Source organism: Spirillospora sp. NPDC049652 (assembly GCF_040675125.1).
Taxonomy (GTDB): domain Bacteria; phylum Actinomycetota; class Actinomycetes; order Streptosporangiales; family Streptosporangiaceae; genus Spirillospora.
In genome coordinates, this window is record NZ_JBFAOF010000027.1 from 1 (window position 1) to 22,610 (window position 22,610).

A 22,610-nucleotide genomic window follows, 5' to 3' on the forward strand; every position below is an offset into this window, starting at 1 on the left:
CTCGCCGCCATGTGCGCGACGGCCGACGTCCGCGTCGCCGTCACGACCGGCGACCTGGCCGGGAACCTCCCCCGGCACGTCACATCCGTGACGCTCCATGGGCTCGCGGAAGCGGACGAGGCCGAGCGCGCGGAGAGCGTGACGGGTGGCGACCTCGCTTACGTGATCTTCACGTCCGGGTCGACGGGCACGCCCAAGGGGGTCGCCGTCGAGCACGGCAACATCGCCACCTACCTCGACGGGGTGCTGCCCAGGGTCGGGGCGCACCGCTCCTGGGCCCTGGTGTCCACGATCGCCGCCGACCTCGGCATGCTCAACGTCTTCGGGGCGCTGACGACCGGCGGGACGCTGCACCTGTTCGACCGCGACACGGCCGCCGACCCGGAGGCGTTCGCCGCCCGGATCAAGGGCGTGGACTTCCTCAAGTGCGTGCCGAGCCATTTGGAGCTGCTGGCCTCGCACGGGGAACTGGCCTCGGTGCTGCCCGAGCGGCTGCTGGTGCTGGCGGGCGAGGCGGTGCCCTGGTCGCTCATTGACCTGATCGCCGAGGCGCGTCCGGAACTGGAGGTCCAGGTCCACTACGGGCCGACCGAGACGACGGTGGCGGTGCTGACCTGCACGGCCCGGGACGAGGCGCGGAGCGGGGCGAACGTCCCGCTCGGCCGTCCGCTGCCCGGCGTCCAGTGCCTGGTCGCCGACGCCCAGGGGCGTCCGCAGCCGCACGGCCTGCCCGGCGAGCTGTGGATCGGCGGCCCGCAGGTCGCCCGCGGCTACCTTCCGGACGCCGGCTTCGGGGAGTACTACCGCTCGGGCGACCGGGCGCGCGTCCGGCCGGACGGCGCGGTCGAGTTCCTCGGACGGATCGACGACCAGGTGAAGATCCGGGGCTACCGCGTCGAACCCGGCGAGGTCGCGGCCGTCTGCCGCACCCTGCCCGGCGTCACCGCGGCGGTCGTGCTGGCCGTGGGGACGGGATCGGCGCGGCGGCTGGCCGCCTGGCTCGTCGCCGAGGGGCTGGACGCGGCCGACGCGCGCACCGCTCTGCGCGCGCTGCTGCCCGACTACATGGTCCCCTCGACGATCACGTTCCTGCCGGCTCTGCCGCTCAACCCCAACGGGAAGGTGGACCGCGCCCGGCTCCCCCTGGACGCCCCCGACGCCGCCTTCGCCGAACCGGAGTCGGAGGCGGAGAAGCGGATCGCCCAGATCTGGGCCGGCCTCCTGGACCTCGAACGCGTGGGAGCCGACGACGACTTCTTCGCCCTGGGCGGCGACTCGTTCCTGGCGGTCAAGGCCGTCCAGGCGATCGACCCCGGCCTGCGGGTCATCGACCTGGTCACCAACCCGACCGTCCGGGAGCTCGCCGCCAGGCTCGGGAGCGCCGGCGAGGCCGGGCTCCTCCACCGCCTGAGCGGCCCGCGCCAGGGGACGCCGACGGCGACGTTCGTCTGCGTCCCGTACGGCGGCGGGTCGGCGGCCGTCTACCGTCCCCTGGCCGAGGCGCTGCCCGAGGGGACCGAGGTCCTCGCGCTGGAGCTGCCGGGCCACGACCCGGCCCGTCCGGACGAGCCGATGGTTCCTCTGGAGGACGTCGTCGAGCAGTGCGTGGCGGAACTGGCCGAGCGGACCACCGGCCCGATCGCGGTCTACGGCCACTGCGTGGGCTCCGCTCTCGCGACCGCGCTCGCGCTGCGTCTGGAGGAGACCGGCGTCGTCGTGACGGGCGTCCACGTCGGCGGCAGCTTCCCCACCGCACGGCTCCCCGGACGCCTGTCCGCGTGGTTCAACCGCAGGCTGCCGGCCGACCGCTGGCTGTCGGACCGCGCCTACCGCGACGCGCTGCGCTCCATGGGCGGCCTGCCCGAAGACCTCGACGGCCCGGCCGTGGAGACCGCGGTCCGCGCGATCCGGCACGACGCCCGGGAGGCCCAGGACTGGTTCACCCGCCGCCTCAGCGAGCCGCGGCGGTTGCGCGCCCCGATGCAGGTCATCGTGGGCGAGAGCGACGGAGCGACCGACCTCTACCAGGAGCGCTACCGCGAATGGGAGGCGTTCTCCCCCGATGTCTCCCTCGCCGTCGTCCCCCTGGCCGGGCACTACTTCCTCCGCCACCAGCCCGAGATCCTCGCCTCCTTCGTCGCCGCACCGCCGTCCGTGGAAGCCGGGACACCGGGTTCGGCGGAGGCGGCCCCGGCCCCGGCCCCGGTAGAGGCGGCGCCGCCGCCGCTGGTGAAGGCGGGACTCCGCGGGTTCCACATCGTCGCGGCGGGCCAGCTGGCGTCCATGGTCGGCAGCTCGCTCAGCTCCTTCGCCCTCGGCGTCTGGACGTACCAGCGGAGCGGGCGGGTGCTGGACTTCGCCCTGGTGACGATGCTGGCGCTCCTGCCGACCGTGCTCGCCGGGCCGCTCGGCGGCGCGGTGGCCGACCGCTACGACCGGCGCAGGGTGATGCTCGGCTGCGACCTGGTGAGCGGCCTCGCCATGGCGGCCGCGGCGCTCCTGCTCTGGCAGGACGGCCTGACGTTCGCGGCGGTCTGCTGCATCGTGACCCTGCTGTCGGTGGTGTCGGCGTTCCACCGGCCCGCCTACCTGGCGGCCGTCACGCAGCTCGTCCCGAAGCCCTACCTCCCGCAGGCGAACGCGCTCGCCCAGGCCGGTCTCGGTCTCGGCACCCTGGTGGCCCCGCTGGCCGGGGGCGCGCTCATCGGCCTGGCCGGACTGCCGACGGTCGTCGCCGTCGATGTCGGCACGTTCGCCCTGGCCCTGCTCACCCTGACGGTGGTCCGCTTCCCCGACCGGATGTTCCGCCGGCGGGAGGAGTCGTTCCGCTCGGCGCTCGCCGGCGGGTGGCGGTTCATCGTCCGGCGGCCGCCGCTGCTGGTGATGGCGGTCTACTTCATGGGCGTCAACTACTTCACGGCGCTCACCCTCGCGGTCGTCTCCCCGATGGTCCTGGCCGGCAACGGCGCGGTCGAACTGGGCGTCGTGACGGCGGCGGGCGGGCTCGGCGCGGTGCTGGGCAGCGTCCTGATGGTCTGCTGGGGCGGGACGCGGCGGCTCGCCGACGGCATGGTCGGTTTCGTGGCCGTGGCCGGGCTCGCGACGCTGCTCACCGGGTTCGCGGGCGTGGCGTCCCTCGTCCCGCTGGTCGCCTTCGGGCTGGCGCTGCGCTGGGGCTCCACGAGCGTCATCAACGCGCACTGGCTGGCGATCATCCAGCTCAAGGTGCGGATGGAGCTGCAGGGCCGGGTCCTCGCGACCAACCAGATGATGGCCACGGCCATGACCCCGCTCGGCTACCTCAGCGCGGCCCCGCTGGCGGCGGGCGTCGGCGCCGTCACGGGCGCGGGACGCGGCGCGTCGCTCGGCTGGCTGCTGGCCGGGATGGGCGTCCTGCTGACGGGCTGGGGCCTCGCCGGCCTCCGGATGCGGCGGCTGCGCCACCTGGAGGAGCTGCTCCCGGACGCCCTGCCCACCGCGGAGACCAGCCGTGACCTGGACGCACTACAGGAGGAGGCCGACCGGTCGCTGAGCGCCGACGCGCGATGACGGACCGGCCGCCATTACGCGCACAGCGAACGGCCCGCGTTTTTGATCTTCGCGAGTACCCTCCGAGAGGTGAACGTCAGCCTGCTCGGCGAGGTCGAGGCCCAGATCGCGGGCCGCCCCCTTCCGCTCGGCGGCCCGCACCGGATCTCGCTCCTCGCCCTGCTCGCCCTGCGGGCGGGGAGCGTCGTGCCCGTCTCGGAGCTGATCGAGGCGCTCTGGGACGGCGCGCCGCCGCGCAGCGCGCTCGCGAACGTGCACGGCCACGTCAGCGCCCTGCGCAACGCGATCAAGGCCGGGGGCTCCCCGGCCGCCCCGGACCGGGTGCTCGTCACCCGTCCCCCCGGCTACCTGCTCGACCCGGTGCTCTGCCAGACCGACCTCGGCCTCTTCGAGGAGCTGCGGGAGCAGGCCTGGTCGACGCGCGCCGACCCGGCCGCGTCGGCCGGCCTGTACGCCAAGGCGCTGGCCTGCTGGCGCGGCCCGGCGCTGCTGGGCGTGGACAGCGCCTTCCTGCGCAGGCACGCCGAGCACCTGGAGCACCGGCGCATGCAGACCGTCTGCGACCTGGCGGAGGCGCGGCTCGAACTGGGCCTGCACGACACGGTCGCGCTCGAACTGCGTCCGCTCGTCGACGCGCACCCCTACGACGAGCGGCTGCGCGCGGTCCTGATGCTGGCCCTGTACCGCGGCAGCCGCCAGGCGGAGGCGCTGACCGTCTACCGCGAGGGCCGCCGGGCCCTCGTCCAGGACCTCGGGCTCGAACCCGGACCGGAGCTCCGCCAGCTGGAGGCCGCGATCCTGACCCAGGAGACGGTCCATCCCGCCGCCGCGGCCTCGCCCGTCCTCACCACGCTCAGGCCCCGCCAGCTCCCCCCGGCCCCGCCCCTGCTGATCGGCCGGTGCCCGCAGATCGAGACCCTGCTCAACGCCCTGGCGACCGCGTCCACGACCGCCCTCCCCGTCCTCGTCATCACCGGACCGGTCGGGGCGGGGAAGTCCGCCCTGGCCCTGCACCTGGCCCACCGGCTCCAGGAGGCCCACCCGGACGGGCAGCTGTTCGCGGACCTGACCGAGGACCCCGACCGGATCCTCGCCCGCTTCCTCGCCACCCTGGGCGTCCCGCCGGACGCGATCCCGGACCCGCTCCCGGACCGCGTGGCCCTCTTCCGGACGCTGACCGCCGACCGGCGGCTCCTGCTCCTCCTCGACGACGCCGCCGACGAGTCCCGGGTGCGCCCCCTCCTCCCCGGCGGCGCCACCTGCTCGGTCATCGTCACGGCCCGCCGTCCGCTCACCGGCCTGGACACCACCGCAGCGATCCGCCTGGCGCCGCTGCCCGACCAGGAGGCCACCATGCTCTTCAGCGCCCTCACCGGCACCGCGCCGGGACGGGCCGTCGTCCGCCTCTGCGACGGCCTGCCCGCCGCGATCCGGGCCGCGGCCGCGCTCCTGCTGTCCCGGCCGCACTGGGGCCCGTCCGACCTGGCCGCCTGGCTCGGCGACGACCGCCGCCGCCTGACCCTCCTCACCACCGGCGACCAGAACCTCCAGGCGTCCTACATCCGGGTCATCTCGGCCCTGGACGCCCCGGCCCGCCGGGCGCTGTCCGTCCTGGCCACCGGGCCCGCGACCCCCGCCCACCTCGCCGGAGCCCTCTTCCTCCCCCACGCGCACGCCGAGGAACTGCTGGAGCACCTCGTCGACCACCACCTGGCCACCCCGAAGCGCTCCGGCAGCACCTGGTCCTACAGCCTGCCCGCGCTCCTCCGCCTCCACCTCACCCAGGTCCCCGCGCACTACGCGACTCCCCAGGTGTCCGGAAGCGCGAACTGACGCCGAACCCGCGACGGGACGTCCGGCTTTGCGAGCAGCGGCGCGCGGCGGGTCAGTCCTGACCCCAGCGCGGGTCGCGGCCCAGGAGTGCGGCGATGTTGTCGATAGCGGGACGGGACGGGTCCTCCGCAAGCGGCGGAGCGTAGACGCCGCCCGGCCCGTTGAGGGGGCTGCCCGGCGCGGTGTTGGCGCGGGCGAGACTCAGCGCGGCCTCCGCGAGCCGGGGCGGGACGGCCGGAGTGGTCCCCAGGGCGCGCGCCAGGTCCCACCGGTGGACCAGCATGTCGACGGTGTGGACACCGAGCACCATCGCGGTCGGCGTGGGACCCCGCCGCGGCAGGTTCACGGTGTCGCCGGCCTGCTCCAGGACGGCGAGGCAGCGGGCTGCGATGCGGGCGAAGTCGTCCCGCGGGTCTCCGTCCGCCTCCAGCGGCGGCAGGACCGTCCGGGCGATGGCCTCGTGCCGTTCGTTCATGTGCCGGAGCAGATCGGTGATCGTCCACCCCTCGCAGGGCGTCGGGTCGGCCATCGCGTTGTCGGGGACCATGGCGACGTCATGACCCAGCAGGGCCAGCGCGGTGGCGTCGAGCCCGCACAGGTCAGCGAGCGACAAGTGGGTCATCTCGGGTTCACTCCCCGGGGTTTGGCGAACGGTCGTACGCCAAAATAGCGTACGGCCGTTCGCTATGCTCGGGGCATGTCTCCTCGTCACTCAGCGGCCGAAGCGGCCAGGACCCGCGACCGCATCGTGCGGGCCGCGGTGCGGGACGCCTCCCGGGTCGGCCTGGAGGGCCTGACCGTCGGCACGCTCGCGCAGCGCCTCGACATGAGCAAGGCGGGCCTGATCGGACCGTTCGGGTCACGCGAACGGCTGCTCCTGGCCGCGCTCGACCACGCCGGCGAGGTCTTCCGCGCGGCCGTCATCGACCCGCTCCGGGAGCTGCCGCCCGGCCCCGAACGCCTCGGACGCCTGATCGACGGCTGGGTGGACTACCTCGCCGACTGCCCGTTCCCCGGCGGCTGCTTCATCACCTCCGCCTCGTCCGAGCTCGACGCCCGTCCCGGCCCGCTGCGCGACCGGCTCCGCGAGCTCGTCGCGTCCCAGCGCCGCGCGCTGACCACGGAGATCACCGCCGCCCAGGCCGAACTGCCGGGCCCGCACCGTCCCGCCGACCAGGTCGCGACGACGCTGGTCGGCCTGTCCATGGCGGCCAACCAGGAGATCCGACTCCTCGAAGACCCCACCGCCCCGACCCGCGCCCGCACCACCATGCGCCAAGCAGCAGGCCTACCCGCCTGATTAGCCACCGGCTTCACAGCGGCAGCGCCGCAGCGAAGCCGGGCGTGGGGGCGCGCTCAGTCCCAATAGAGCGGGTCGTCGTCGGTCAACTGGGGGCGGAGCCCGTCGATCGGTCCTTGGTTCTCCAGCGTCTGGGCGATGTCGGCGAGCATGGCGGCGACACCGGCCCACCGCGGCCTCCCGTCGGTTCCGACCCTGTCGAACTCCCGCACGCACCCGTGCTCGGCACCTGGACGCAGGTCGACGAACAGGTCGAGGCCACCGCTGCTGGTGGCGATGGGAAGGAAGCTCCGCAGCCACATACCCACACGGGTGCCGGCGGGTCGGGCCTGCGCCCAGGTGAAGTCCTCCTCGGTAAGCCACCCCTGGTCGAGGTTCTGGTCGTGCCAGACTTGCCACCAGATCTCCCTGCTGCGAAGCGCATGCTCGATGCTGCAGGGGCTGAAATGCGGCAGCAGGTCATATCCGCGCCGGCGAGGGCCTGGGATGCTTCCGTTCGCCCGCCGCCACCAAGCCACGAGATCGACGGGCAGGTCGACGCCGACCGCGTCATGTACGGCGGTGATGTCCTCGTCAGTCGCGGGCGCGGCAATACATTCCAGGGTGGCCGGTGCGTATTCGGTCAACCACGCGAGAATTCGATCCCAAGATCGGTCAACGGTCGGGGGCATCGACCCATAATCGCAGCCCTGAACCCGCTTCAGCGGCACGCGAGAAAACAGCCTGTTGCGGGTCCCGCATATACGGCCCCGACGCGCGGAGCGCACGAGTGGCCGTGGACGTCCATACCGAACTCTGCCGACCGCTGGGTGACCAGCCAGAACGGTTTGTCATGGAAACGATGGCGACACGCACGCTGCTCCTCGACGAGCAGGGGCATCGCAGAGAGGTGCTCGTCGCGTTGGGCTTTCCGCGGCGGGACGAGCATGGAGACTTCGCCTGCACCCTGGAGATCACCGGCCTCGGCGAGAACCACCGATATACGTCTCATGGGGTGGACGGGATCCAGGCGATGCAGCTCGCCTTGAAGACGGCGCATGCTGTGCTCGATGCCTTCCATCGGCCGCAGGCCTCGTTGACCTGGAACGGGGACAGGGAACTCGGGTTCAGCTCGTGACCTGGAGGCCGATCGCCTCGATCCATGTCATCACCCAGAGGTCAGGGGTTGGGGGTTCGGGTGGGTTTGGGTGAAGTGGTGGATGAGGTCTCTGGCGTTGAGTTGGTAGACGTCCTCGACGGCGTTGGCGGCCAGGTGGCATAGGCGGAAGCGGTCGGGCGGGGTGAGGCCGAGTCGGTGGATCTGGAGATAGGTGTAGCTGATGAGGACGCGATAGCGGCAGAAGGCGGGGTCCTCGAAGACGGCGCGGTGGTAGGCGCGGTTGCCGAACATCAGGCGATGGAACTCGGACGGCCGCTGGGCTGCATGGTCCGCGTCGTAGGAGGACGGCTGGATGAGCTTGCCCTGGGCGATCAGCTGGGTGGCGCGGTCTCGGTAGTTGGCGATGAGGTCGGCCCATTCGGCGATGAACGGTGGCGGCGCGGGCGCGCGTTCTTCGAGGGCTGCCATGACGGTGCGGACGCGGGCGGTGAGCTCGGTTCGGTGGGCGCGGTAGTAGTCGTCCAGGCGGGCGCGGGTGGCGTCGGGGTCGGCACACCGGGCGATGAAGCCTTCGGCGTGGGATCGGTAGGAGACGAAGCTTCGGGTGAGGGGCGGTAGCGCGGTGGCGGTCGTGGCCAGCATCAGGCCGAGGCCGATCAGTTCGGCGGTGTCGTGACCGGACCGGACGTGTTCGAGCATCGAGAACAGCAGGGGCGTGCTGTCGGTGTAGAAGCCGCTGAGCATCTCGGCCGCCTCCGCGTCGCCGAGCACGTGCCGCCGGTCGTCGTAGGGCGCGTACTGGATGCTGTTGTCGGGGAACCAGGGCGTCAGGGGGCCTCGCTCCTCTTCGCTCCGCGCCAGGAACCGGTGTTGGACGAGCGCCGCCTGTTGGTCGATGCGGGCCGTGGACGGATGCCTGGTGAGGTAGCCGCCGATGGTGTCGTTGATCGCCGGCTGGACGGTGTTCGTCCAGGTCCCCGGGTCGGTGCGGAGGTTGAGCCGCAGGTGCGGGCCCCGGCGCCAGTGCCGCAGGACATACGCGTCCGGGGCGATCGCCTTCAGTTCGTCCAGCAGCGGGCGGACGCCGTCCAGGATCAGGTTGGTCTTGTCGGGCTCGTAGTAGTAGATGTGCGCGGCGTGCCATCGACTGGTGCCGGACGTTGTGGGCTGCGGCTGGGTGGCGGTCATGGCAGCTCTCCGCTCTCGTGCAGGGTGGCCACGGCGTGTGCGGCCAGCAACGCCAGACGGTGCTCGACCGCGGGGCCGACGCCGAGTCGGTTGGCGAACAGGTGGGTGCAGCGCAGCAGGACTTCGGCGACCGGACGCTCCCGGGACGGCACGGCGTGCGCCAGGAAGCTCAGTGGGGATCGGGCGTCCTCGGGCGCGCATCCACCCTCGATCAGGGCGCTTCGCAGGGTGCGGACAGAGTCCGACCAGGTGGCGAGCGTCGGGCCGGGTCCGGTCGTCCACAGCTGGTGGGTCTGACGGAGAAGCTCGTCGCGGCGCTGCTGGAACAGGTCGTGGACGGCTGCGGGCATCCTGACCGTCCGGAAGTCGGCCGGACGCACAGGGCAGGCGGCAAGGCTGAGGGTGATGGCAGCGAGGCAGATGGCGGCACGCTGTCCATGGCTGGGGCAGGTGGACAGGACGTCCAGAGCGAGGCGGCTGGAGTCGCTGAAGTGGGCCTCGACAGCGGCCATACAGGTGGCGTCGCCGTAGGCACGGTGCTCGGGGCGGTAGTCGATGAACTCGATGCTGTCGTTGGGATACAACCGCGGGTTGTGAGCGGGCAGGCGTTCGCCCCGGGCTTGGCGCGCGGCGAACGAGCTGTAGTCGGCGGAGCCGATCAGGCGTCGGGAGGGATGTGCCGCCAGGTAGTCGCGTGCCCGCTCTTCCACGGTGCGCCGGAGCTGTTCGGCATGGCGGGAATGGGAGGGGCGGAGCCGTAGTCGCAGGTGCGGGCCGCCTTCCCAGTACCGCAGGAAGAACATGCCGTCCACCTGCGAGGACAGGTCGGTCATGAGCGGAGCGACCAGGCCGGTGATGAGCCGGTCCAGGTCGCCGGCATGGAAGAGGTGCGCACTGATCCAGGTGATCCCGGGCAGCGGGGGACGGCGCGGCGCGAGAGGGATCACGGGCGCTCCTGGCCGACCTCGAACGCGTACTCGGTCACGCGCGAGCCATGCGGGCCGTAGCCGGGAGCGTCGGCGGGCTCGGGCAGCGCCTCCTCCAGGACAAGCGTGTCGTCGTCCCCTCGAAGGGAGCGGATCAGGGACAGAAGCTGGAAGTGGTCGGTCACATCGACGTACAGGGGCTTGTGCCTCTTGCCGCTCATGTCCGGGTCGGGCCCCTTCGCGAGGAGCCGCGCGAAGAAACGGCGAGGGATCTCGTGGTCACTCAGCCAACACGCCAGACGCGGCAGGTAGGCGGCTTCGGTCTCGCCTTTGGCGGGCACGGGGAAGTCTCGCGCGCGCAGTCGCCAGGCGGTGCGAGCGAGGACGACGCGTCCCAGTTGCAGGCGTGGTCGACGACGCACTGGTCCGTCCTGCTCCCCCAGCCAGGGCACCGAGGGCAGGGCGACCGGCGGGTCACCGAAGACCTGGATCAGAAACCTCCAGGCGGGAGGGAGCAGCAGTTCGCTGCTCATTCCGGTGTGGACGGGGCGCACCTCGCGGCCGTCCGGATCCATCAGGATCAGCCGTTCGGCTGCCGGGTCATAGGACACCCTCAGGTCCGTCAGCTTCAACCGCCCGTCAGTGGCGGTGAACGGGTAGTCCAGAGCGGTGGCCGAGGCGGCGGGACGCAGGTTGAGGTTCGTGACGAAGCTCCCCCGGCACCCCAGGACCGGAGCTCGGCGGTCTTCCGGGAGCGCGGTGCCGGAACGTCCGAGAAGGTGGCGGATGCGGCCGGTGTGACGGCCATGGCCCGAGTAGACGGTGTTGAGGACGAACTCAAGACCGTCGGGTGCGGGAAGGGCCTGGCCGAAGCAGCAGATGGACGCGGGTGCACGCACCTGGGGTGGCCAGCCGGCCGCCAGTTTGCCGATCAGCTCCCGGTCCACGGTGATCACGCCCCGGATGTCCCGCGGACGGCCGTAGAGCGTCTGCCATGCCTGTCGCCGAAGCGCGGCGGCTTGCGTCGCCCAGAGGGACGGATGGTCCGGGGTGCGGTGCAGCAGCGCCCTCACCTGGGGAGCCGCCGTATGCACCGCTCGGTACAGCCGCAGGAACGGCACCGGCCGCTCGTCATGGCGCAGGAAGAAGTCCGCGACGGCGAGCCTGAGCGGCAGCCCGGAGTCGAACACCCCGCACAGTTGACGCAGCACCTGCAGATCGGCCAGCACCGGCTGCCACGCCCGGGCGCTGAGCAGAGAAAGGTCATCGGGGCTGATCGCGGTGTCCAGGCAGAGAGCCTTCCCCACCGGACGGGGCGCGGGTTCCAGGCGGGCGAGCACGCCGTCGATCAACTCGTCCATGCGACCGAGGACGCGGCGGCGCTCGGTGATGCCGCTCGCCTGCCGTGGGGGCGCTTCGGGCGTGCGGGTGAGACGGTGCAGTTCCTCCAGCGCATGGAGCACACCGGGCTGACTCGGTGGACGACTGCGGTGGGCGGAACGCAGCCAATCAATCAGATCGCCGAGCGGGTCCGCCGCTTGGTCGTCGAACGGCGGACGCGTTTCCAGAAGGCCGCATGCCACCAGGTGGTCGGTCACGTGGGGTGCGCCGGTCAGTTCGTCCACGCGGCTGAGGGTGGGACGCTCGAACCGCTGCAGCAGGGTGAGCAGGGCACCGAGCGACGGCTCGGACGGGACGCTGTTCAGGGGTTCATGCGGCCCAGGCCCCAAGAAGCACAGGCGTCCGTCCTGCTCGGTGAGGCTGGTGTTGAGGCGCACCGGCACCGCGTGCCGCGTCTCCTGTCGGCGGGCCAGCAGTTCCCATACGCGACGGACCGGTTCCCGGCTGAGCTCGGTGACGAGGACCGGATTCAGTTTCCGGGACGGCGCTACGGCAGGGCCGTCAGAGCTCCACCTGCCCAGTCCGCTGACGGTGAAGGTGGCGAAGGGACTGGTCTTGGTGGCGGCCCTGGTCAGGTACTTGGCCAGGCGGATCACCGCCGGACGTCCCGGATGCGCGGCCGGGTCGGCGAGCCAGCGGGACAAGTGCTCGGACAGCGTGGGACTCGACAGCAGCAGGCCGTGTTGGAAGGCCGGGTCGGCGGCCAGCTCTCGCAGCGCCGCGGTCCTGTCGGCCAGCTCGGCGGCCAGCGTGTCCGGGAGGCGCGTGACGATGTCCGCCCGCTGGACTCGCAGCTCGCGCCACACATCAACTCGCGTGACGAGGTCCTCGGAGAGGCTGGCCAGGGCGGGGTCCAGCCCGTCGAGTCGCCGACCGGTGTGGATCGCGCGGCGGAGGGCGACCAGGAGAGGCTTGAGCTCGGGACGCCGGTTGCGTCCGATCACCTCGTACAGCGCCTCCGACAGTTCCGCGCTCTCCGCCTCCAGGTGGACGTCCAGGGCCGTCAGTTCGTCCACCAAGGCCCAGGTTCGATGGCAGCGCAGGGCCCGCACCTGGTCAAACGGAAGCCCGGCCACCCGGACCCCGAACGCCTCTCCCACCGGCTGCGGCGGTGTCACCGTGCGCTCGTCCTCCTTCCTCGCCCATCGGGCGCCGGGCGGCAGGGCCGGGCGGAACCCGGCCCTGCCGCTGGGTCAGGATTCGTCGTGCTCGCCGTCGGACGGCGCGAGACAGCTGCCGCACGGCGGGATCTCCGCCGCCGTCCGGCAGGAGGACGAGATCTCGGTCATGCCGTAGCCGATGTCGAGCTGCTCGATGCCGTCGGCGGGCAGGACGTCGATGGACTCGACGGGCAGTTCACTCAGGTCTGCGATGTCCTTGGACATGTCGCGTCCCCTCCTTCTGGCACTGGCGTGCCGTTCGGGTCGTCCGCACAGGCTTGTCGCTGCGCGGGCCAGACCGGCGCCTGTCGCGTCGGTCCGCTCGAGCGGGGGGAACCGAGAAGAAGAGCGCTCAAGGAGCGCCACGGGCTCTCGGACAGGCCGAGGGTCGCGTCGGTGACGGTGTTGGCGGCGTCCGAGTGGATGCGGGCGGTACGGCCCGACGCGTGCGCGGCGAGAGCGGCGCGGTGGAGGACCAGGCCGGATTCGGCCTGCTGAATGCGGTACCAGAGGTCTCCGAACCGGCCGATGCGCGCCAGGGGATCGCCCACGGGAATGAGCGCGGCGGCGGCGGTGCGCAGTCCCTCCCGCGTGTTGGACTGCAACGGCCCGCCGAGGAGCCGACCGAGCCCCATCCCGTCGCAGATCCGCCCGAGAGCATGCTGGTCGGGCAGGTAGCGGTAGACGCCGACCGGCAGCCCGGCGATGCGCAGGGCCAGGAGATAGGGCGCGACTCCGGGTGACTGGTCGTCGATGTCAGGGAGTTCGCCGTCAGGCCGCCGGCAGGCGGTCGCCAAGATCTGGGCCAGCTCGTCCAGCGGAAGGCGGCCGGGCCGGAAGCCGTTCGGCGCGGAGGCCCGACGTCCGATCCCCTCGGCGGGACGAAGCGAAGGAACCTCCGGCAGCGGGACGAGTCGACCGCTCGGCGCGGGCGGCGTCGGGTCACCGTCCGGCCCGGCGGCGGAGGGACGGTGACGGGTCGCGGCGTGCAGGGCCGCGAGATGAGGCAGGCGCTCGTTGACCGGCACCGGCAGCTCAGCGGGCGTGGCACAAGGACCGTACGCAAGGCCCAGGCCGCCGGTCACCGACGCGCCACCCCGAAGATCGGAAAGGACGATCAGGGCCAGGGCGGCTTCGGCGTCCGGGTCCAGTCCCAGGAGCCGGTCGGCGGCCTGCGCGTCGAAGTCGAGATGGACGGTCGCGCGCAGTCCCAGCGATTCGGCCACCGCCAGTGCCTGCGCGGCGAGCACGCCGATCTCCTGGCAGGCCAGCCGGTATGCGAAGTCGCCGTACTTGAAGCCGTTGCGCCACCATCTCGCGGCCAGCCCGACGATCATGTCCGGGGCAGGGGCGGGCCGGGCGAGCAGGTCTCCCAGCGCAGGGCGATGGTCGCCCGGCCGGACGACCTCCAGACCGTGGTGGACGACGTCGTAGTGGCACAACGCTCGGCCGTCCGCCACGTACGCGTCGATCGGGTACAGGCCGCCGCCGGAGGGAGCGGGCCGCCCGATGCGCAGCCGGACAGGCCCCGGGACGACCGCGCCGGTCTCGTCCTGGGGATGGTCCCAGGCGATCCGGGTCAGCCCGAGCAGTGCGCGCAGCAGCTCTCCTGCCCACGCCACCCCCTCGTCCAGTGCCATGCGCTCGGCATGGAGGTAGCGCTTGTAGGCCGGTGGTGCCGCGTTCCAGTCGACCGGAAGCGGGCGGCGTTCGTCCATCGCACGCAGGTAGCGGCGCGTGGCCTCGCCCGCCGACGTGGCCAAGGCTCTCGCTTCACCTGTGGACGGCGGCGGCATCGGGTGCCGCGCAGAACGGAGATCCATGTCAGTGGCCGTTCATGGGAAGGGGTGCGGGTGCGGGTTGAGCTCCTCCGGGCGGAGGTCACGGTCGCGGTATCCGAGCAGGCGCGGCACGGTCAGCAGCCGCCGCAGGCCGTGGACGCGGCGGTGGCGATGTCCGAACGTCATGGGCACACTTCCGGGCACCAGGACCTTCGCGGCGGCCAGGCCGCCCGCCTCCAACTGCGGGCAGGTGACGTCCACCGCGACCACGTCCAGGCCGGTGGCGAGGAAACGGCCTGCCAGTTCGTCCAGGTCGTCGGCGAGGTCGCCGTATGACGGCCATTGGTCGAACAGTTCCGCGAGCGGCCGTCCGGGAGCGTCGGCGGGCAGGAACCTCAGCCGACGCGACGCGCCGGGATGGCAGTACAGCTGCCGATGGTCTTCCATCTCCCGCACCAGGTCACCGTCCGCGAGCAGCGCCGCGGCCGCCCGCTCGTCGTAGAAGTCGCCGAGAAAGGCGAGGGACGGGATCAGCTCGTGCACGGCGTTGCCGAGAGCCTGCTCGGGGTCGGGGTGGGCGCTGGCGGCGCACAGCGTGTGAGGTCGCCCAGGCCCGCCCACGGCGTCGACGGCCATGGCCCATACGGCCGGGACACGCTGTTCCATCGGCATCGCGAACGCCGTCAGCTCGTATCCGGCGTCCTGACGCGCCATGGCCGCCAGGAGCGGAATCCGCGGGTCGGCGGCGGTGTCGATGTCGATGCGCGGGGCGGGCAGGCGTCCGTACCAGGTGATCAGGAACGCGTCCCGTTCGGCGACCTCCAGCAGCCCGTGGAAGATCGCCTCAGCCAGGCAGCCGCCGAGGGCGGCGCCGTTGGAGCACTCGTAAGCCAGGCTGCGCCCGCGCGGCACGCCGTAGTAGGCGAATCCCTCGGGAACCAGCACCGGTCGCTCGGTCCGGAACGAGTAGCCCCATACCCAGCCCATCTCCCGATGGGGGCCGAACCGGGTGAAGCCGAAGTCGGGCTGGTCGTACCAGGCGTCCGGGTACAGGCCCAGCGTCCGAGGGTCGACCGCGTGTTCGGCGACATCGGCGTAACGGGCCTGAACGGGAAGGCGGCCACGAGGACGTGTTCCGGCGTACCGTTCGAGCGCTTCGGTGGTCGCCAGGCGGCGCGCTGAGGTGGCGTCCAGGGCGCGTCCGTACCCGTGTCGGCCGGCAGTGCCCTTCCGGCCGGGATCGAGCCGGGCGACCGCCGTGGGAAGGACCGTTCCGGCGGACGTCCCCAGTGAACCGATCAGCCCGCTTTCCGGATCGACGTAGCGTTCCTCCAGATCGTCAGGGAGCGGGCGCACGCGGAAGGTTGCGGGATCGGGCTTGGGCGCGGCGTCCAGATCGAGAACCTGGGGCCGGTCTTCTGTGCGCTGCGCGCAGTCCGGGCAAAGCGGGTCGGCCATCAACCGGTGCGCCGTGACGGCCGCGCTGGTGGCGGAGACCTTCAGGACGGCATCGCGAGTACGCGGGAACGCGGCGGCCAGTTCGTCAGCGACCAGTGCCGCCACCAGCGAGGACACCACCGGAAGAAGCATCCGGTCGGCACTTCGGGGGCCGTGCTTTTCGGTCAGCGTCCGCCTGGCCGCAGCGTCCGAACGGTTACCGGCGCGCCGCCGCCGCAGACAGGTGGGACAGCCTGGACGGCCGGGCAGGACGGCCGGGCCGATCATCACCCAGCCGGATTCCACTTCGACCGGCAGCCATGCCAGGCCGTGCTCACGCGCATGGGCACGTGCCAGCGCGTAGGGGTCGACGGCGTACGGCTCGACATCGTCCGCGTCGCGGCCGGCCATGGCGACGAACGTCCCGTCCGGCACGGGCAAGCGCTCCAGGAGAGCCCGGAGCCCGCCTTCCCGGCACTGCCCCTCGGCCAGGGCGGACGTGGCAAGGGTCTCACTCATCGCACGTCACCCGCACCACGTGCGGCAGCAGCCGCGCGACCTCGGCATCACCGTCCAGCAGAACGACCCGGGGCGCATGCCCGGCATCGGTCAGTGCCCTGGTGAGCAGCTCCACGTCGGCACCATCGCCGCCCGTCCCGTCACCGCCGTCGTGCCACAGAGCGATCGGATCGGCGTAGCCGGGCTGGTCGTTCGTGCGCGACTGCCAGGCCAGCAGCCGATGTTCCAGCGCCCGCCGCATCGCGCGCTCCGGTGTGCCGGCACATGCCGGGGCCGCTGATCCGGACGCGTAGGCGGGCACGCCCAGGACCCTCGTCAGGTCCCGCAGTCGCGCCGCCTCGCCAACAGCCTCCAGCAGCGCGACCAAGCGCAGAACCTCCGGGGCGTCCACGGCGGGAGCGGCCGGACAGGAGTCGCGGTCGAACCGGCGCAACAACGCCTGGCACTGCGCGACGAGACCGGCGGTGATCGCGTTCGTCCGCGACAGGCCCACGCCGACTCCCAGCGGGGCACGGTACGGCGCCGGCGAACGATGCGCCGTCCACTCCTGGGCGAGCAGCGCCTGGTAGGTGGCGAGTCCGCCGAGCGTCGCATGCAACCGCGCGGAGGGCCGGTCGTGTCCCCAGCCGATCACCGGTGCCGCGCCATCCGGTCCGAGCACGCCCAGCGGGTCGGACACCCTTGCCCGGCACATCGCCAGCGGGATCTGTACGAGGTCGCCCTCATCGACCTCGCCGAGCACGCCGGTACGGGGGCCGATGAGGGCCGCCGCGCGTTCCAGCAGCTCCTCGGCGTTCAGGGGCGCTCCAGGGTCGGACGCCGCCTCGGCTACGTCGTGCCCGCGCCGGGACCCGCCGGAGAGGGTGAAAAGGGGAACGCGATGACGACGCGTGTCCAGGGTGCGCAGGTCGGTCCGGGTCATCGTCAGGCGGTCGGCCGTCCGGGCCATCCGGGTCAGATACTCGAAACACGACAGCGCGAGCCGGCCGGCCAGCACCGCCGGGACCGCACCGGTCAGCCAGTCGCCGCCGCCATCGCCGTCCGGCTCACCGCGCAACCCGGCCAGCCGCGTCCAGTAAGAGGAGGCCGAGGCGGTCGAGACCGGCGTCAGCCATGCCTCGCTCCGCCCGGTCCACACCTGCCCGAGCGCGATCTCGCGTTCGGCGCACACGCGCCCGACATCCAGCAGCTCCTCGAACCGCTCTCCCGCGCTCGTCTGCAGGACGACGTCCGCCGACTCCGGTATCTCCGCCTGTCGCCGCACCGACTGCGCGGGGTCGCGACGACCTCGGGCGATGGCCTGTTCGATGTCGACGTCGTGTCCGCCGACGACCGAGATGTCACGCCAGCCCGACCCCAGGCCCACTTCGATCAGGGCACGCATCACCGGTCCGTCGCCGACCAGCGCGACGTGCGCCCGCCGCAGCCGCTCGAAGCGGGCCTCGGCCGAGTCGGAGCCGTGCCGGATGAAGGAGAGCTCCGGCTCGTAGACGGCCAGTTCCTCCGCGGTGAGGGTGTGCGGTTCTCCGGGACGCCCGTCCACGACGAACCGCCGCTCGGACAGGATGCCCACCAGCCGTGCCACCATCCGGCGATGCTCGGGCGGCAGCGGCTCGGTCAGTTCCTCCAGAGTGCGCTCACCCGTCAGACAGGGGGCCAAGCCGGACAACCAGGCATGAATGTGGCGACCGGTGAGGGTGCAGGCGTCCAGGTCGCTCTCGATGTAGACGCCGTCTTCGACCTCGGTGAAGCGCACGTCGTCCAGCAGGCGGGGTCGAGCGGGCCCGCGGGCCGGCTCGGCAAGGGAAGTCACCCTCGCTCGATGCCCGCCGGGGCGGCAGCGTTATCCCAAGTGACGATCCGCTTCTGACCACGGGATATACGAGGAGGCCGCGAGGGACCGGGCGGCCTAGCCGTGGTCGTCGGGGGCGAGGCCGAACAGGGCGTTGCGCATCGCCTTGGCGGCCTCCTCCATCAGGACCAGGTGCCTGAGCGTCCGGGTGATGTCGTCCGGCACGTCGAGGAGCCGGGCCGCCTCGGTGACCTTCTGGATCTCCTCCGCGGCGAAGTCCCGGTCGGCCGAGCACATCTGGATCGCGTGGTAGACCAGGTGCCGCGCGGCCTGCCATCCGGGCGAGTCCACCTTGATGCGCGCGACGATGTCGGCGAGGTCGGCGCCCCGGGGGTCGAAGGCCTCGTACTGGTCGATCACCTCTTGGGGCGTCCCGAACTTGCGCTGGTGGTCGACCAGCCACCGAACTCGGCCGGGGCGACCTCGCCGTCGGCCGCGGCGATCACCAGCAGCGCCTGGCCGTAGCGCAGCAGGGAGTCCGGTGTCACCGCCCGGATGTTGTACTCGGACGCGGCGAACTCACTGACCCTGATCGGAACGGCGGAACCCCCGTCGGCGCGGGCGTCCTCCGGCTGCGATGGCGGCATGATCGGCTCCCGGCTGCTGGACGACCCGGACCCGTGGCACTCTATTTCGCCCGCCGCCCGCTGCTAATGCTCCGAGCCGCCAGCACGGCCCCTCCTCAGGGTGAGGCCGCCCTCGCGAACAGTCGCTCCGGCCGCGCCGCCCGATCAGGGGTCGCGGCGGACGACCACCAGGGCGACGTCGTCCTCGCGGTGGCCGAACTCGGCGAGGATGCGGTCGCTGTAGGCCTCCAGGTCCGCGTCGATGTCGACGGCCAGGCTCCGCAGGCGTTCGAAATTGTCGGCGAGCGGGACGCCGCGGTCCTCGATCAGGCCGTCGGTGATGAGGATGACGGCGCCGCCCGGCGGGACGGTCGTCTCCTCGACGGAGACCACGTCCGCGGGGAAGCCGAGCAGCAGGCCGCCGCCGCCCCGGTACTCCGCCTTCTCCCCGGCGATGTGCAGGGGCGGCAGGTGCCCGGCGTTGGCGATGCGCAGCGCGCCGGTCCGCGGGTCGAGGCTCATCAGGCACATGGTGGCCGTCTGGTCGTCGTGGTAGCGCTGGATGACGCCGTTCAGCAGCCTGAGGATCGCGACGATGTCGTGGCCCTCCACGGCGAACGCGCGCAGGGCGTGCCGCAGTTCGGCCATCACCGTGGCCGCGTGGAGGGAGTGGCCCTGCACGTCCCCGATGGCCACCAGCACGTGGTCGTCCCGGTTGATGACCTCGTAGAAGTCCCCGCCCACCTCGGCCTGGTCGCTGGCCGGCTCGTAGCGGACGGCGAAGGTCCAGCCGGGCAGGACCGGATGGGAGGTGGGCAGCAGGCTGCGCTGGATGGTCAGCGAGACCTGGTGCTCCTCGGCGTAGGAGCGCAGCGCCTCCATCGCCAGGGCCAGCGTCTGGCCGAGCTGGCGCAGCAGGTTGACGTCGTCCTCGTCGGAGTGGCCGCTGATCTGGAGCGCGATCCCGACCGGCGGACGGCCGCGCTTGATCCGCGAGGTGACCACGAGGACGTCGTCGGTGGGCGCGGTGTCGGGCAGCAGGCGCCACCAGTCCTGCGCCGAGACCCGGGCCACCCGGGTGCCGGTGAGGTTGGCCAGCCCGGTCATCTTCGCCAGCCGCGTCGGCAGGTCCGGGGCGGCCTGGCGGTTGGCGGGCCCCGCGCCCAGGTTGACGCTCCGCCTCGCCCGGCCGTCGGGCGGGAGGATGTACACGGCGGCGGGCAGCCCGAAGATGTCGACGGCGCCCCGCGCGGTGACCGCCGCGAGCTCGTCGAAGGTCTGGGCGGCGTTGACGGCCAGCGAGGTGCGGGTGAACGCGGCCAGCCGCTCGGCGATCCGCTCCGCGCGGCGGCGGGCCCGGTAGTAGCGCAGGACGGCCTTGGCGGTCGCGATGAACTCGCCCGGGTCGATGGGGTCGGTCATGTAGGCGTCCGCGCCGCGCTGCAGCCCGTCGGTGCGGTCGGCCACCTCGACGGCCGTGGCGGAGATGTGGATGACCGGCAGCGAGGCGGTGGCGGGCCGCGCCTTGATCTGCTCGCAGACGTCCATGCCGTTGGCGTCGGGCAGCCGGACGTCCAGGATGACCAGGTCGACCTCCTGCTTGGCGAGCAGGTCCCACGCCTCGGCGGCGGACGCGGCCTCCACGACGGTGTGGCCGGCGCGGCGCAGCCAGCTGCCGATGATGTAGCGCTTGGTGTCGTTGTCGTCGACGACCAGCGTCGTCGTGGGTGGTTCGGTGGGGTTCATCTCATCGTGCTTTCGATGCTCTCCGGGCCCTCGCCACCGCGTCCGCCAGCATCACCGGGACGAGTTGGGCCTGGTCCAGTACTGCGTCGGCGCGGTCGCGCCCGGTGTCGTCGGCCGCCCCGGAGGTGACCAGGACGACGGCGACGGGGGGCGGAAGCTCCGCCAGGATCTCGGCGGCGCAGTCCGGGGGGAGGCCGGGGCCGAGAAGCAGGAGGTCGGGCGGGTCGGCCTCGACGACGCCGCGGACGGCCCGCCCGTCGGCGGCCTCGCTGAGGCGTCCCGGGACGTCCTCCAGCATGCCGCGCAGCAGCGCGCGGTCCTCCGGCCGCGCGTCGGCGACGAGCACGTGCGAGAGGCCGAGCTCGATCAGGCGCCGCTGCCGGGGCAGCCGCAGCGTCACCGTGGTGCCCGCGCCCGGCTCGCTAGCGAGGGACAGGTCGCCGTCCAGCACGGTGGCGAGGCGGCGGGAGTAGGTCAGGCCGAGCCCCGTGCCGCCCGGCTTGGTGCCGGGGACCTGGTAGAACTCCTCGAAGACGCGTTCCTGCTCGCCCACCGGGATCCCGATCCCGGTGTCGGTCACGACGAACTCCAGATGGTCGGGCGTGGACCGCACGGTCAGCCGGACCTCGCCCTTCTCGGTGAACTTCAGCCCGTTGGCCACCACGTTCCGCAGGATGCGGGTCAGCATGACCTCGTCGGTGACCAGGACGGCGTCCGCAGCGTCCCCGGCGTCCATCCGCAGGGCCACTCCGGCCTGATGGGCAACCGGTGTGAGCAGCTCCGACAGCTGGGACAGCAGCGGCGCCACCTCGACCGGGGTGCGGCGCGGCGCGAGCCTGCCCTGCTCCGCCTTGGCCATGTCGAGCAGTTCCGTGACCAGTGACAGCAGGGTCTCGCCGGCCCCGACGATCAGCGAGATCTGGTGCTTCTGCTCCGCCGTGAGCGGGTCGGCCGCCGGGTCGAGCAGCAGCCGGGCCAGGCCGATGACGCCGTTGACCGGGGTCCGCAGCTCGTGGCTGATGTTCGCCCAGAAGCGGTTCTTGGCCGCGCCCGCCTCGCGGAGCTGCTCGGACTTCTCCTCCAGCTCGGCGTACAGGGCGACCACCCCGCGGTTGGTCTCCTCCAGCTCGGCGGACAGCTCGTTGTAGAGCGCCATGACGCCCTGGTTGGTCTCCTCCAGCTCGGCGTTGAGCGAGCGGAGCTCCTCACGCTGCCGCCTGAGGTCCTCCAGCGCCTGGATCAGCTCGGCGTTCTGCGTGCGCAGATCCTCCAGCGCGGTGACCGGCCGCAGGCGCGCGACCTCCGCGCGCAGCGCGGTCGCGAGACCGGCCGCCGGGACGGCGAGCGGCAGGTTCTTGCGGAGCCGGACGACCCGCCCCGACGGCGTGCTCGTCTCCTCCACCCGGTCCATCAGCCGCGCGGCGGCGGTGTCCCCGTCCCTCGGACGGTCGGAGCCGTCCGAGGAGGTGTAGCCGAGTTCGATCACCAGCGCCGGGGCGTCGCCCCGGTCGAGCCGGAAGAGCACCGACACCCGTCCGGAGTGGGAGAACAGCTCCCGACCGATCTCGCTGAGGGCCGTGGCCACGCGGACCTGGTCCTGCACGTCCAGCCCTGCCGCGGCGGCGACCTGCCGGCCGATCTGGCGCACGGAGAAGACGTCCTGCTCGTCGGCGAGTTGCAGGCGCAGCAGCTCTTCGGTCATGGGGTGTTCACCTCCGTCCGGACGTGGTGACCGCGAGGACGCAGCGGTCGTCGTGGCGGACCCCCGCGTCGCGCATCAGCTCCGCGGCGATCAGCAGCGGATCGCGGTCGAGGGCGGGCAGGGACGTGCCGTCCCACTTGTCGGTCAGGCCGTCCGAGTGGAGCACCACGGCGCCGCCCGGGGGCAGGTCGTAGACGTGCTCGCGCAGCGGCCGCTTCCCGGCCCCGGCGATGCCCGGGACCGAGATCATGCCGCGCCGCCGGTCACCGCCGAGGACCCATCCGGCGACGTTCCCCAGCCCGGCGAAACGCACCACTCCGGCCTCGGGCTCGATCTCCGCGACCGCGACCGCGCCGCCCCGGGTGGAGCCGAGCCGCTCGTGCACCTGCCGCAGCAGGTCGACGGGGCGGCTCGGCAGCACGGCCTCACGCATCACCTGGACGGCGCCGCTGGCGGCGCGCGCCGCCAGCCGCCCGGGGAGATCGGAAGAGCGTGGGGTAGGGAAAGAGGGTAGTTTGGTAGGTGTAGATAAAGGTGGTGGCCGTAACAAT

The 22,610-nt window shown here is 72.5% G+C and carries 18 protein-coding genes; 4 read left to right on the top strand and 14 right to left on the bottom strand.

What is annotated here, in order from left to right; all coding sequences use genetic code 11:
- A partial coding sequence (locus AB0J52_RS03915; protein WP_500180051.1) for an MFS transporter occupies nt 1-3,549 on the top strand: 3,549 nt, incomplete at its 5' end.
- Between the two features lie 69 nt (nt 3,550-3,618).
- Nucleotides 3,619-5,382: an AfsR/SARP family transcriptional regulator gene (locus AB0J52_RS03920; RefSeq protein ID WP_500180052.1), complete on the top strand. Its 1,764-nt coding sequence runs from the start codon at nt 3,619-3,621 to the stop codon at nt 5,380-5,382.
- Nucleotides 5,383-5,434: 52 nt separating this feature from the next.
- On the opposite strand, the gene AB0J52_RS03925 is transcribed toward AB0J52_RS03920, so the two are convergent.
- A complete protein-coding gene (locus AB0J52_RS03925) occupies nt 5,435-6,004 on the bottom strand; it encodes a TIGR03086 family metal-binding protein (RefSeq protein ID WP_500180053.1) in 570 nt (189 codons plus the stop codon).
- Between the two features lie 75 nt (nt 6,005-6,079).
- Between AB0J52_RS03925 and AB0J52_RS03930 the strand changes: the two genes are divergently transcribed.
- Complete coding sequence (locus AB0J52_RS03930; RefSeq protein ID WP_500180054.1) at nt 6,080-6,682, top strand: TetR/AcrR family transcriptional regulator; 603 nt, start codon at nt 6,080-6,082, stop codon at nt 6,680-6,682.
- 56 nt (nt 6,683-6,738) lie between these two features.
- Here AB0J52_RS03930 and AB0J52_RS03935 read toward each other — a convergent pair whose 3' ends face one another.
- A complete protein-coding gene (locus AB0J52_RS03935) occupies nt 6,739-7,308 on the bottom strand; it encodes an SMI1/KNR4 family protein (RefSeq protein ID WP_500180055.1) in 570 nt (189 codons plus the stop codon).
- Between the two features lie 143 nt (nt 7,309-7,451).
- Between AB0J52_RS03935 and AB0J52_RS03940 the strand changes: the two genes are divergently transcribed.
- Complete coding sequence (locus tag AB0J52_RS03940) at nt 7,452-7,799, top strand: DUF6968 family protein (RefSeq protein ID WP_500180056.1); 348 nt, start codon at nt 7,452-7,454, stop codon at nt 7,797-7,799.
- 30 nt (nt 7,800-7,829) lie between these two features.
- Here AB0J52_RS03940 and AB0J52_RS03945 read toward each other — a convergent pair whose 3' ends face one another.
- From AB0J52_RS03945 to AB0J52_RS04000, 12 genes are all read right to left on the bottom strand, one after another.
- Entirely contained in the window at nt 7,830-8,969 is a 1,140-nt protein-coding gene (locus AB0J52_RS03945; RefSeq protein ID WP_500180057.1) for a thiopeptide maturation pyridine synthase, read from the bottom strand.
- Nucleotides 8,966-9,916 carry a lantibiotic dehydratase C-terminal domain-containing protein gene (locus AB0J52_RS03950; RefSeq protein WP_500180058.1) on the bottom strand — a complete coding sequence of 317 codons (951 nt, stop codon included), beginning with the start codon at nt 9,914-9,916 and terminating at the stop codon, nt 8,966-8,968. The genes AB0J52_RS03945 and AB0J52_RS03950 overlap by 4 nt, the downstream gene beginning before the upstream one ends.
- Nucleotides 9,913-12,312, bottom strand: coding sequence for a lantibiotic dehydratase (locus tag AB0J52_RS03955; protein ID WP_500180059.1), 2,400 nt, complete (start codon nt 12,310-12,312; stop codon nt 9,913-9,915). Before AB0J52_RS03955 ends, AB0J52_RS03950 begins: the two co-directional genes overlap by 4 nt.
- Before the next feature lie 177 nt (nt 12,313-12,489).
- Nucleotides 12,490-12,681, bottom strand: coding sequence for a hypothetical protein (locus AB0J52_RS03960; protein WP_500180060.1), 192 nt, complete (start codon nt 12,679-12,681; stop codon nt 12,490-12,492).
- Nucleotides 12,657-14,219 carry a nitroreductase family protein gene (locus AB0J52_RS03965; protein WP_500180061.1) on the bottom strand — a complete coding sequence of 521 codons (1,563 nt, stop codon included), beginning with the start codon at nt 14,217-14,219 and terminating at the stop codon, nt 12,657-12,659. The genes AB0J52_RS03960 and AB0J52_RS03965 overlap by 25 nt, the downstream gene beginning before the upstream one ends.
- Nucleotides 14,220-14,291: 72 nt before the next feature.
- Nucleotides 14,292-16,193, bottom strand: a complete 1,902-nt coding sequence (locus AB0J52_RS03970) for a TOMM precursor leader peptide-binding protein (RefSeq protein ID WP_500180062.1) — start codon at nt 16,191-16,193, stop codon at nt 14,292-14,294.
- Nucleotides 16,186-18,006 carry a YcaO-like family protein gene (locus tag AB0J52_RS03975; RefSeq protein WP_500180063.1) on the bottom strand — a complete coding sequence of 607 codons (1,821 nt, stop codon included), beginning with the start codon at nt 18,004-18,006 and terminating at the stop codon, nt 16,186-16,188. The genes AB0J52_RS03970 and AB0J52_RS03975 overlap by 8 nt, the downstream gene beginning before the upstream one ends.
- A 96-nt stretch (nt 18,007-18,102) precedes the next feature.
- The gene (locus AB0J52_RS03980; RefSeq protein WP_500180064.1) at nt 18,103-18,405 is read right to left on the bottom strand and encodes a tellurite resistance TerB family protein; all 303 of its coding nucleotides are present in this window, start codon (nt 18,403-18,405) and stop codon (nt 18,103-18,105) included.
- Nucleotides 18,402-18,632, bottom strand: coding sequence for a hypothetical protein (locus AB0J52_RS03985; RefSeq protein ID WP_500180065.1), 231 nt, complete (start codon nt 18,630-18,632; stop codon nt 18,402-18,404). Before AB0J52_RS03985 ends, AB0J52_RS03980 begins: the two co-directional genes overlap by 4 nt.
- Before the next feature lie 144 nt (nt 18,633-18,776).
- The gene (locus AB0J52_RS03990; RefSeq protein WP_500180066.1) at nt 18,777-20,357 is read right to left on the bottom strand and encodes a SpoIIE family protein phosphatase; all 1,581 of its coding nucleotides are present in this window, start codon (nt 20,355-20,357) and stop codon (nt 18,777-18,779) included.
- 1 nt (nt 20,358) lies between these two features.
- On the bottom strand, nt 20,359-22,059 hold the full coding sequence (locus tag AB0J52_RS03995; protein WP_500180067.1) for an ATP-binding protein: 1,701 nt from the start codon (nt 22,057-22,059) through the stop codon (nt 20,359-20,361).
- Between the two features lie 7 nt (nt 22,060-22,066).
- Nucleotides 22,067-22,609, bottom strand: a complete 543-nt coding sequence (locus AB0J52_RS04000) for a SpoIIE family protein phosphatase (protein WP_500180068.1) — start codon at nt 22,607-22,609, stop codon at nt 22,067-22,069.
- Between the last annotated feature and the right edge of the window lies 1 nt (nt 22,610).

Bases quoted from the DNA above. Each gene is read 5' to 3' on its own strand.
- AB0J52_RS03930 (WP_500180054.1), top strand. From the start codon at position 6,080: ATGTCTCCTCGTCACTCAGCGGCCGAAGCGGCCAGGACCCGCGACCGC.
- AB0J52_RS03995 (WP_500180067.1), bottom strand. From the start codon at position 22,059: ATGACCGAAGAGCTGCTGCGCCTGCAACTCGCCGACGAGCAGGACGTC.
- AB0J52_RS03960 (WP_500180060.1), bottom strand. From the start codon at position 12,681: ATGTCCAAGGACATCGCAGACCTGAGTGAACTGCCCGTCGAGTCCATC.
- AB0J52_RS03945 (WP_500180057.1), bottom strand. From the start codon at position 8,969: ATGACCGCCACCCAGCCGCAGCCCACAACGTCCGGCACCAGTCGATGG.
- AB0J52_RS03970 (WP_500180062.1), bottom strand. From the start codon at position 16,193: ATGAGTGAGACCCTTGCCACGTCCGCCCTGGCCGAGGGGCAGTGCCGG.
- AB0J52_RS03985 (WP_500180065.1), bottom strand. From the start codon at position 18,632: ATGCCGCCATCGCAGCCGGAGGACGCCCGCGCCGACGGGGGTTCCGCC.
- AB0J52_RS03925 (WP_500180053.1), bottom strand. From the start codon at position 6,004: ATGACCCACTTGTCGCTCGCTGACCTGTGCGGGCTCGACGCCACCGCG.
- AB0J52_RS03990 (WP_500180066.1), bottom strand. From the start codon at position 20,357: ATGAACCCCACCGAACCACCCACGACGACGCTGGTCGTCGACGACAAC.